11 protein-coding genes are annotated in these 8,584 nt (G+C 61.9%); 4 read left to right on the forward strand and 7 right to left on the reverse strand.

What is annotated here, in order from left to right:
- Positions 1-35 precede the first annotated feature (35 nt).
- A complete protein-coding gene (locus NMG70_RS14650; RefSeq protein WP_254025190.1) occupies positions 36-815 on the forward strand; it encodes a hypothetical protein in 780 nt (259 codons plus the stop codon).
- Between the two features lie 310 nt (positions 816-1,125).
- Here NMG70_RS14650 and NMG70_RS14655 read toward each other — a convergent pair whose 3' ends face one another.
- Positions 1,126-1,329 (reverse strand): DUF3126 family protein, encoded by a 204-nt coding sequence (locus NMG70_RS14655; RefSeq protein ID WP_013531334.1) that lies wholly within the window; start codon positions 1,327-1,329, stop codon positions 1,126-1,128.
- Positions 1,330-1,611: 282 nt separating this feature from the next.
- Positions 1,612-2,460, reverse strand: coding sequence for a serine O-acetyltransferase (gene cysE, locus NMG70_RS14660; RefSeq protein WP_254025191.1), 849 nt, complete (start codon positions 2,458-2,460; stop codon positions 1,612-1,614).
- Positions 2,461-2,636: 176 nt separating this feature from the next.
- Here cysE and NMG70_RS14665 point away from each other — a divergent pair, with 176 nt between their 5' ends.
- Entirely contained in the window at positions 2,637-3,266 is a 630-nt protein-coding gene (locus NMG70_RS14665) for an HD domain-containing protein (protein WP_254025192.1), read from the forward strand.
- A 139-nt stretch (positions 3,267-3,405) separates the two neighbouring features.
- Here the strand turns inward: NMG70_RS14665 and NMG70_RS14670 are convergent, their stop codons facing one another.
- The 3 genes from NMG70_RS14670 to NMG70_RS14680 all read right to left on the reverse strand — a co-directional run bounded on the left by NMG70_RS14670 (position 3,406) and on the right by NMG70_RS14680 (position 5,414).
- The gene (locus tag NMG70_RS14670; RefSeq protein WP_254025193.1) at positions 3,406-4,173 is read right to left on the reverse strand and encodes an alpha/beta fold hydrolase; all 768 of its coding nucleotides are present in this window, start codon (positions 4,171-4,173) and stop codon (positions 3,406-3,408) included.
- A 20-nt stretch (positions 4,174-4,193) separates the two neighbouring features.
- Complete coding sequence (locus NMG70_RS14675; RefSeq protein WP_254025194.1) at positions 4,194-4,706, reverse strand: DUF192 domain-containing protein; 513 nt, start codon at positions 4,704-4,706, stop codon at positions 4,194-4,196.
- 111 nt (positions 4,707-4,817) lie between these two features.
- On the reverse strand, positions 4,818-5,414 hold the full coding sequence (locus NMG70_RS14680; protein ID WP_274609391.1) for a cold-shock protein: 597 nt from the start codon (positions 5,412-5,414) through the stop codon (positions 4,818-4,820).
- Between the two features lie 218 nt (positions 5,415-5,632).
- Between NMG70_RS14680 and gloA the strand changes: the two genes are divergently transcribed.
- Both gloA and NMG70_RS14690 read left to right on the forward strand, forming a co-directional pair.
- Positions 5,633-6,073: a lactoylglutathione lyase gene (gene gloA, locus NMG70_RS14685; RefSeq protein ID WP_254017994.1), complete on the forward strand. Its 441-nt coding sequence runs from the start codon at positions 5,633-5,635 to the stop codon at positions 6,071-6,073.
- A gap of 143 nt (positions 6,074-6,216) precedes the next feature.
- Positions 6,217-6,510 carry a DUF2218 domain-containing protein gene (locus tag NMG70_RS14690; RefSeq protein WP_254025195.1) on the forward strand — a complete coding sequence of 98 codons (294 nt, stop codon included), beginning with the start codon at positions 6,217-6,219 and terminating at the stop codon, positions 6,508-6,510.
- A gap of 4 nt (positions 6,511-6,514) precedes the next feature.
- Here the strand turns inward: NMG70_RS14690 and NMG70_RS14695 are convergent, their stop codons facing one another.
- Both NMG70_RS14695 and ilvA read right to left on the reverse strand, forming a co-directional pair.
- On the reverse strand, positions 6,515-7,075 hold the full coding sequence (locus NMG70_RS14695) for a DUF1697 domain-containing protein (protein ID WP_254025196.1): 561 nt from the start codon (positions 7,073-7,075) through the stop codon (positions 6,515-6,517).
- A gap of 10 nt (positions 7,076-7,085) precedes the next feature.
- Complete coding sequence (ilvA, locus tag NMG70_RS14700; RefSeq protein WP_254025197.1) at positions 7,086-8,342, reverse strand: threonine ammonia-lyase IlvA; 1,257 nt, start codon at positions 8,340-8,342, stop codon at positions 7,086-7,088.
- Between the last annotated feature and the right edge of the window lie 242 nt (positions 8,343-8,584).

Genomic DNA, 8,584 nt, shown 5'->3' on the forward strand with positions numbered 1-8,584 from the left:
CGCCCTGGGGCAGGCGGCCGAAATTGGGGATCGTGATGAAGCAGGCAGCCACCGCCAACGGTCCGCAACTCACCGTCGTCGATTCCAAGCTGATGAAGCGGGTGTTCTACGTGTTCGCGGCGCTGGCAGTGCTTTCGGTGACGATCAGCCTTGGCGGCAAATGGTTGGGCCGCTCGATCGCCATGGCCGGATACACCGACGACACGACCATCCACGAGGTCGTGATCGGCAACAATGTCATCGCCGTGCCGGCTAATGTTATCCGCTTCGACGAGGCCCGGCGCGACGGTATCGCCTCGCGCCTCGACCTTTATCTGCGCTATCCCGAGATGGACGGCTACAGCGAGGCTGCCCGCGACGATTTCAACCACACCGGATCGAGCAAGAGCATCATCTTTCTGTCGTTCGAACGACAGGTCATGTCGCGTGACATGAGCGGCCGCTTCGCGCCGATCTACAGCGCACTGATCGTGCAGCCCGGCACACCCGGCCCGGGCGGCACGACGCTCTACGGCTTCAGTGAAAAATCAGGTTATTTCAACGAGGTGCTGGCGGTCGGCAATCGCCGGGGCAAGGACCCGTTCGTGGCCCGCTGCCTGAGCGGCCCGAGTGGCGCGCAATCGCTGGCGCCCTGCGAACGCGACATTCTGGTCGGCGACAGTCTCAGCCTCACCTACCGCTTTCCCATGGAATTTCTGGGCGGCTGGCAGGCGCTGGACGCAGCCATCGCCGCCGAGGCTACGCGTATGCTGGAGACAGGGCGCCAGGATGATGGGCGAAGCGAACCGCGCGAGGATCCGCTCAGTGACTTTTGAGCGCCGTAGCAGCGCATAAGTTGCGCGACGCTGGCGGGACAGCGCCCTGGACAGCGCCCCCTCTGTCCTGCCGGACATCTCCCCCACAAGGGGGGAGATTGGCAGCTTCGGCGCCCTGCCACACCTACGACGGTGGATATTGGCGAAAGCGGTGGTGACAGCCGATCTCCCCCCTCGTGGGGGAGATGTCAAGTGGTGGCAAAGAGGGCAGGACAGAGGGGGCGCTGTCCCTCCGGCATCTCGCAAAGTTCCGCACCGCCGCAGCGCCTGGAGGTATGGGGCTGCCTGCCGCCAGTCGCAAACTCCCGGCTCAGGCCAGATCGATGTCAAGGATCGCCATCGAGAAATTATAGTCGCCGTCGTCCTCGTCCTTGAAGACGATGCCGAGGAATTCGTCGCCGACATAGACCTCGGCCGAATCGTCCTTGCGCGGCCGCGCCTTCACTTCAAGCTTGGGGTTCTGGAAGACGCGCTTGAAATAGGCGTCCAGCTTTCTGATTTCGTCCGGCTTCAAAAGTCTTCTCCGATCGTCGGTCTTGCTCGTTGAGCGCGCTTCTGGCACGTCGACAATGGCGATGTAAAGGCAAGCTGGCGAGAGAACCAAGGCAATCGCTTGAGGTTTGCGCGCCCCTCATTGCCCTGCCGGGCATTTCTCCCCGTATAGTGACGGGGAGAAAGACGCCTTTGCAAAGGATTTCGCCAATCTGCAGCGCTGCGGAAAGGATGCCGACGTCGCGGCCAGCCCCTTCTCTCCCTATGCGCCGACGTCCGACGCGATGAGCCCCTGCCCGAGCGTTCAGATATCGAAGCTGACGACGTGGTCCATCGACTGCGACGGCAAAAGCTGGTCCATCTGCCGCGAAGGCTGGTCGCAGCCGGTCTCACCGACGACGCGGGCCGGCACGCCGGCAACCGTCTTGTTGTGCGGCACCGGCGACAGCACCACCGAGCCTGCCGCGATCTTCGAGCAATGGCCGACTTCGATGTTGCCGAGGATCTTGGCGCCGGCGCCGATCAGCACGCCATAGCGGATCTTGGGATGGCGATCGCCGCCGGCCTTGCCGGTGCCGCCCAGCGTAACGCCGTGCAGGATCGACACGTCGTCCTCGATTACCGCCGTCTGGCCGACGACGAGGCCGGTGGCGTGGTCGAGGAAGATGCCCTTGCCGATCCGGGCGGCCGGGTTGATGTCGGTCTGGAACACCGAGGAAGACCGGCTCTGCAGATAGAGGGCGAAATCCTGGCGGCCCTGGTTCCATAGCCAATGCGCCAGCCGGTGGGTCTGGATGGCATGAAATCCCTTGAAATAGAGCACCGGCATGATGAAGCGGTCGCAGGCCGGATCGCGGTCGTAATAGGCCTGAATGTCGACACGCACCGTCGACGCCCAATCCTTGTCATCGGCTGCCATCGCCTTGAACGTCTGGCGGATGAGATCGGAACCGATATCCTGATGGGCGAGCCGCTCTGCCAGCCGATGGATGACCGCTTCCTCCAGGCTTTCCTGGTTGAGGATGGTCGAATAGAGAAACGCCGCCAGCAGCGGATCGCGGTTGACCGCCTCCATCGCTTCGTCGCGGATCGAGCGCCAGATCGGGTCGATCGGCTTCACCATGGACGGGCGGGTAATCGTAACGCTGTTCATCAATGGTCTCCGGCCATCTGGTGTCTCCGGCTTGGCGCTTGCCTATTCTCCGGCCGCATTCTGCGTATGATACAGACGATGCGCATGTGCCAAAACCGCTGCGCGCTTTTGGGCGACATGCTCTATAAGCCAGATCATAGCACGGTTGAACTCAATTTTCCTTAGTGCTTTGTCAAATGGATTTGGTTCACGGAAATTCAAGCGGCCATGGAAACGAAGCCTTGATCGACGAGCCGCTGAAGAATGAGCTTTCCGCGCTCTACCGGGCCGAAGGCCGCCACTATCACAGCCTTGCCCATATCGAGGCGATGCTGGTGCTGGCCGGCCATTATCGGGCATCGTTGCACGACCCCGAGGCGGTCGAGGCGGCGATCTGGTTCCACGACGCCATCTACGACAGCCGGGCCAAGGACAACGAGGCCAGGAGTGCCGCCCTTGCCGAGAAAAAGCTCGCCGGCCGCACCGATGAACAGCGCCTTGGCCGCGTCACGGCGATGATATCAGCCACCGCCACGCATGAATTGCCGCAGTTTGACGACGAGAATGCCGTCCGCGACGCAGCGCTGTTCCTCGACATGGACCTGGCGATCCTGGGTGCGCCGCCTGATGCGTTCGACGCCTATGAACAGGCGGTGCGCCGCGAATATGGCTGGGTGGAGGAGCCGATGTGGCGCGCCGGCCGCAGTGCTGTTCTGAAGGGCTTCCTAGCCCGCCCGCATATCTTCCACACCGAGGAATTCCGGCATCGGTTCGAGGCTCAGGCTCGGCAAAACATGGCGCGGTCGATCGAAGCGCTCGGGGCATGACCTTACGCAACTGCTAAAGCGCGTCGCAACCACCGGATCAGCGCGCTGCGATGCAGAACCTTTGATGCCAGAAGGACAGCCCCCTCTGTCCTGCCGGACAGTGGGGGGCGCGACGGATCGCTACAGATCGGCTTTGCCCTCACAGCGGATTTTCGGCATAGAACTCCAGCACCCGCTGCTTGAAGGTCTTGTCGCCGACGGCCAGCATATGGTCGCGGCCTTCGATGTGAAAGGCCCTGGCGTTCGGCATCAAGGCGGCCAGTTCTTCGGGCGAGCCGCCGATGTCGTCCTTGGTGCCGACGGCAATCAATGTCGGCTGGGCAATGCGCGCAATGTCGGCCTCGGCCAGCAATTCCCGCGAGGTGGCAATGCAGGCGGCCAGCGCCCGGCGGTCACTGCGGGTCTGATCGGCGAAGGCGCGAAACGAGCGGCCGCGCGGATGGCTGGTGGCATCAGGGTCGTCGGCCAGAAGGGCGGCGGCGATCGGATCCCAGTCGCCAACGCCGTCGACCATGCCGACGCCGAGACCGCCGAAGACCAGCGTCGCCACCTTGTCCGGATCGGAAAGCGCCAGGAAAGCCGATATCCGCGCGCCCATCGAATAGCCCATGACATGGGCGCGTTCGATGCCGAGATGGTTCAGCAACGCTGCCCCGTCGGAAGCCATTCTTGCCGGCGTATAATCTGCCTCTTGATAGCTCTTCGACGAGGCGCCATGGCCGCGATTGTCGAAGGCGATGGCGCGGTAGCCGGCATCGTTCAGCACCCTGAACCAGCCCGGCGACACCCAGTTGACGTAATGGGTCGAGGCAAAGCCATGGATCATGAGCACCGGATCGCCCTGCCCCGATGCCGGCTGGCGGTCGAGGAAGGCGAGATCAAAACCGTCATGGGAAAAAAACTGCATCTGCGATCGATCCTGCGCGTTCAATTGTGCGCAGTGCCGATTGCCGGGTGACGCAACAAATCGCCGTCCTCGATGCCGCTCCTGGCGGCGGTGCCTGCCTTGAGCTCGAGCACGAAGCGAACCGGCTCGCCGGGCGAGATCATCGCCTCGGATTGCGGCTCGCCTTGCTTGATCGCCCGGATCCTGCCGTCCTGACCGGCAAAGATCAGGTCGAGCGGCATCGGCGTGTTCTTCATCCAGAAGCTCACATCCCGAGCCTCCTCGAACACGAACAGCATGCCATGATCGTCGGCCATCTCCTGGCGAAACATCAGGCCGGCCTCGCGCTCGGCCGAGGTGTCGGCGATTTCGACGGAGAAAGAGCGTTCGCCGCCTTTCGTCACCGCGACCAGCGGCTGCGGGTCGACGGCAAGGATCATCGCCCGGCTGTCTGCCGAAGCCGGTCGCTGCGAATGGAAGAAAGCGCCTGTGGCGATGACAAAGGCGATCGCGGCGCAAACTACGCCCGTTGTCAGCCAGTTCCTGTAAGTCATTCAGAATCCTCGGCCATCGTCCTGGACCATGATCCCGAACCTACGGTTCGAAAAAGAACATGGTCAAGCGGAAAGCACCACGTCGCATCCCGATTCGATCGGGGTGGGACTTTAGTGCGAGACGGGCAAGGTACCCATATCCGGGTGAATTTCGGCAGCCATAAGGCCTTTGTCGCCGCGCCCGAAGCGGACCAGCACGACCTGCCCCGGCCTGAGCTCGGTAATGCCGTAACGGCGCAGCGTCTCCATGTGGACGAAAATGTCCTCGGTGCCCTCGCCCCGGGTCAGGAAACCGAACCCCTTGGTACGGTTGAACCATTTCACCAGCGCCCGTTCGAGGCCGCTTTCCGGCGTCACCGAGACGTGGGTGCGCTGCTCCTGCATCTCCGCCGGATGGGTCGCCGTGGTGAGATCCATGGAGAGGACACGGAACGCCTGCAATCCGCGCTCACCTTGCTTGACCAGGCAGACGACGCGCGCACCTTCCAAGGCGGTCTGGAAACCGTCTTTTCGAAGACATGTCACATGGAGGAGAATATCGCCGGAAGAGCCGTCATCGGGAAGAATGAAACCGTAACCCTTGGCCACATCGAACCATTTGATAGCGCCCGCAACCTCGACAAGATCGGCCGTGTCGCCGCTCTCGTCCCTTCGCAAGGCGTCGTGACCGGTTCCGTCCCGCCCCATGAAAGAGGCTTTTTCCCCCATAAGAACGCCCCCCTTTTTCCAAGAATACCGCAACTGATTCTTGCCGTAAGATTAACACTTCCGCTTCCGGTGTATGCAAGACCTGAGCTGCCTTTTTTCACGGCTCATTTGCAGGAATACCGGATTTGTTGTTTGCCGGCACGACGGCTATCGGGAATTGCCCTTTGGCCGGGTGGCCCCTATGTTCCGGCGCAACGCAACATCTCGAGGGAAACCATATGCGCTATCTCCACACCATGGTCCGTGTCGCCGACATCGATGCATCGCTCGATTTCTACTGCAACAAGCTTGGCCTCAAGGAAGTGCGCCGCCACGAAAACGAACAGGGGCGCTACACGCTGATCTTCCTCGCCGCGGACGAAGACCAGCAAAGCGGCATCACCAACAAGGCGCCGCTGATCGAGCTCACCTACAATTGGGATCCCGAGGACTACAAGGGCGGCCGCAATTTCGGCCACCTCGCCTATGAGGTTGACGACATCTATGCCACCTGCCAGCAGCTGATGGACAATGGCGTCACCATCAACCGGCCGCCGCGCGACGGCAACATGGCCTTCGTCAGATCGCCGGACGGCATCTCGATCGAGCTTCTGCAGAAAGGCCCGGCCAAGGCCAAGGCCGAGCCCTGGGCGTCGATGCCCAATACCGGAAGCTGGTAACCGGCCACAAGATCGAGAGCGGGCACGACCAAGCCGGACGATCTATGGCGTTTTTCGGAATCGCGCCTATCTGTTCGGCCATCGCGCCCGCTTCGGAATTGGCGCATCCAAAGATGCGCGCTTGCCTCAGGAGAAATCCATTCATGCCGACCAGCCATGTCGATGTCGCTACCGAACATGCGAGCCGTTATCTGCAGCAGCTCTGCAAGCACTGGGCGCACAAGTTTCCCGTTGAGTTCGATCCGAACCACGGCACCATCGATCTCTCACCGGGCCGCACGGTCCTCGATGCCGACCCGGCAGCGCTGCATATCGCGGTAACCGCTGACGAAGCCGGCTCGCTGGAGCGCCTGGAGACGGTCGTCGCCGACCACATCAAACGCTTTGCTTTCCGCGAAGAGCTGACGTTCGATTGGAAAAAGGCTTCGGCAGCGTAGGCGACTACGCTCCGCCATTCTGGCCGGCCATCTCCAGCAGCATCAGCACCGTGCGCCAGTTGCGCGCGGTGCCGGGCACTTTCAGCGTGCGCGGGATGAGTTTGGCAAACACCGATTTGCCGAGGCCTTCCGGTGCATGCAGGTAAAGCACGTCGCCCCTGATCTCGAACCGTTCGGGACCGGTGCATTTTTCGGCCAGCCGCGCGACCTCGTCGGCGGTCGGCGAGCGCTCCAGCACATAGGCGTGAAGCTTGGTCGGGTCGCCGGCGACTTCCGGATAGGGATTTTCAGCCATCAGCCGCTCGAACCAGCCGAGATCGCGCACCATGATGCGCGAAAAAAATCCCCATTTCTTCTCGAATTCCGCTTCCAGCTTTTTGGTCAGCGTGGCCGCGTCCCCCTTTGCCGAAAGGAATACGACGTTGCCGCTCTGCACATAGGTAGCGACGTCGCCAAAGCCGAGCTCCTCGAAGAACGACCGGAGTTCGGCCATCTTGACGATGCGGTTGCCGCCGACGTTGATGCCGGAAAACAGCGCAACGAAGATTTTCGGCTGGGCACTCATATTCGGGCGCTCATATGATGAACCCGGCGAGCGTCTCGTTGTCGGTGATGTCCTGATACTGGACGCCCTCGGCCTCGAAATTCGCGTTGAGCAGCTCGAAATTGCGGCGATCCTTGGTTTCGATGCCGATCAGCACCGAACCGAAATTGCGCGCCGATTTCTTCAGATATTCGAAGCGGGCAATGTCGTCGTCGGGACCGAGCAATTCGAGGAAGTCGCGCAGCGCGCCCGGCCGCTGCGGAAAGCGGATGATGAAGTACTTCTTCAGTCCCTCGAAACGCAGCGCCCTTTCCTTCACGTCCGGCAGCCGCTCGAAGTCGAAATTGCCGCCCGAAACCACCGCGACAATGGTCTTGCCTCTGACCTCCTTCTTCGAAAAATCCTTCAACGCGTCGATCGCCAGTGCGCCGGCCGGCTCCAGCACCACGCCTTCGATATTCAGCATCTCGATCATCGTCGCGCAGAGCCGGTTTTCCGGGATCAGCCGCACTGTGTCAGCAGCAAACGCCCTGAGATGCCGCAACGGCTCGCGGCCGATCTCGGCCACCGCGGCGCCATCGACGAAGTTGTCGACCTTGGCGAGCTTGATGCGCTTGCCGGTGGCAAGGCTCTCGCTCAGGCTTGGCGCGCCGGCCGGCTCGCAGAAGACGAAGCGCGCGTCGCGGCGCTGGTCGGCGAAATAATGCGTCACCCCGGCCGCCAGACCGCCGCCGCCGACCGGCAGCATGATGATGTCGGGCATGCGCGCGCCAGGCATCTGGCCTGATATCTCGTAGGCAACGGTCGCCTGCCCCTCGATGATGTCCTTGTGGTCGAACGGCGGCACCGTATGCGCGCCGGCGCTTTCGGTGAATTCGAAGGCGGCGCGGTAGCAATCGTCGAAAAAGTCGCCGACCAGCCTGATCTCGACAAATTCGCCGCCGAACAGCCGCGTCTTGTCGATCTTCTGCTGCGGCGTCGTCACTGGCATGAACACCACGCCCCGCTTGCCGAAATGACGGCAGACGAAGGCAAAGCCCTGCGCATGGTTGCCGGCGGAAGCGCAGACGAACAGCTCGGCATCGTTGCCTGCGTCGAGCGCCTTGCGGAAGAAATTGAAGGCGCCCCTGATCTTGTAAGAGCGCACCGGCGACAGGTCCTCGCGCTTCAGCAGCACGCGCGCTCCGGTTTTCTTCGACAGATAGTCGTTTTCCTGCAGCGGCGTTTCCGGGAAAATCTGGCGGATCGAAGCAGCGGCGACAGCGACGCGGGAGGAGAAACTGGTCATCGGAAAATTACCCCGGATCGTCTGTGGTGTTCGCGAAGCTAGCACACGCGCCTTACGTGTTTGATCAGGCAATCGCTTAAGATAGACTCATGTTAGAAAAGCCAATCGTCGATGTCGGTGCTGCCCCTCATCTGCCTGCCGGCATCTTCTCCCCGTATAGTGACGGGGAGAAGGAGCTGGCCGCAACCTCGGCACGTTTTCTGCAACGCTGGAGATTGGCGAAATCCTTTGCGAAGGTGTCT

Origin of the sequence: Mesorhizobium ventifaucium (assembly GCF_935822925.1) — a bacterium.
Taxonomy (GTDB): Bacteria; Pseudomonadota; Alphaproteobacteria; order Rhizobiales; family Rhizobiaceae; genus Mesorhizobium; species Mesorhizobium ventifaucium.

Bases quoted from the DNA above. Each gene is read 5' to 3' on its own strand.
- NMG70_RS14650 (WP_254025190.1), top strand. From the start codon at position 36: ATGAAGCAGGCAGCCACCGCCAACGGTCCGCAACTCACCGTCGTCGAT.
- cysE (WP_254025191.1), bottom strand. From the start codon at position 2,460: ATGAACAGCGTTACGATTACCCGCCCGTCCATGGTGAAGCCGATCGAC.
- NMG70_RS14665 (WP_254025192.1), top strand. From the start codon at position 2,637: ATGGATTTGGTTCACGGAAATTCAAGCGGCCATGGAAACGAAGCCTTG.
- NMG70_RS14670 (WP_254025193.1), bottom strand. From the start codon at position 4,173: ATGCAGTTTTTTTCCCATGACGGTTTTGATCTCGCCTTCCTCGACCGC.
- NMG70_RS14675 (WP_254025194.1), bottom strand. From the start codon at position 4,706: ATGACTTACAGGAACTGGCTGACAACGGGCGTAGTTTGCGCCGCGATC.
- NMG70_RS14680 (WP_274609391.1), bottom strand. From the start codon at position 5,414: ATGGGGGAAAAAGCCTCTTTCATGGGGCGGGACGGAACCGGTCACGAC.
- gloA (WP_254017994.1), top strand. From the start codon at position 5,633: ATGCGCTATCTCCACACCATGGTCCGTGTCGCCGACATCGATGCATCG.
- NMG70_RS14690 (WP_254025195.1), top strand. From the start codon at position 6,217: ATGCCGACCAGCCATGTCGATGTCGCTACCGAACATGCGAGCCGTTAT.
- NMG70_RS14695 (WP_254025196.1), bottom strand. From the start codon at position 7,075: ATGAGTGCCCAGCCGAAAATCTTCGTTGCGCTGTTTTCCGGCATCAAC.
- ilvA (WP_254025197.1), bottom strand. From the start codon at position 8,342: ATGACCAGTTTCTCCTCCCGCGTCGCTGTCGCCGCTGCTTCGATCCGC.